The organism is Prevotella sp. PTAC (assembly GCF_013166535.1).
Classification (GTDB): Bacteria; Bacteroidota; Bacteroidia; order Bacteroidales; family Bacteroidaceae; genus Prevotella.
The window spans coordinates 1-777 of the sequence record NZ_JABKKK010000034.1 but is presented as its reverse complement, the minus strand read 5'-3'; the positions used below and the strand labels follow the sequence as shown (position 1 = coordinate 777).

General features: G+C 57.3%; 1 protein-coding gene. It reads right to left on the bottom strand.

All coding sequences use genetic code 11. The annotated features are described in order from the left end of the window. Positions 1–777: sigma-54 dependent transcriptional regulator (locus HPS53_RS12475; RefSeq protein ID WP_172206532.1), on the bottom strand; the 777-nt coding region annotated here is incomplete at both ends.

Sequence of the window (777 nt, the reverse complement as noted above, 5' to 3'; positions counted from 1 at the left end):
GAAGTCATGCAGACGGTACAACAAGTCCTGCCGGAAACGCTTTTCATGGACCGCCTTCTCCAGATCCTCGTTGGTGGCGGCGATGATGCGGACATTGAAACTACGGTCAGACTTGTCGCCAACGGGACGGAACCGCCGTTCCTGTATGGCTCGCAGAAGCATCTGCTGGGTTTCCGGTGCGAGGTTGCCCACCTCGTCTAAGAACAGCGTACCGCCTTCCGCCTCGTGGAAATAACCTTTCTTGGTGCTGTCCGCACCCGTGAACGCCCCTCTGACGTGTCCGAAGAAAGCCGACGGCGCAAGCTCTTTGGTAAGCGAACCGCAGTCCACAGCCACAAACGGTTTTCCTGCCCGCTTGCCCTTGTCGTGCAGCAGGTGGGCGATATGCTCCTTGCCCGTGCCGTTCTCCCCAAATATCAGCACGCTCATGTCGGTGGGGGCTACCAGCCTTATCCGCTTCATGATGGCTTGGAACGCCGAGCCGTCACGCGAGAACAGGGGCATACGGCTTCGTCCGATATTCCGTTCTTTTAATATGTTCCGTAGCAGAGGGACGAGCTTGTCTTCCACAAGCTGCTTGGGTATGTAGTCCAGCGAGCCGAGTTTCATGCTTTCAACCACCGTATGCACTTCGGCATAGTCGGTCATGATAATGAACGGCTGCATCATACCTTCCTTGCGCATCCAGCGCAGCAGGTCGATACCGTTGCCGTCGGGCAGGCGCAGGTCGGAAACCACGATGTCCCCGTCTGCGGCCTGTTGCAGATATTTCTTCGC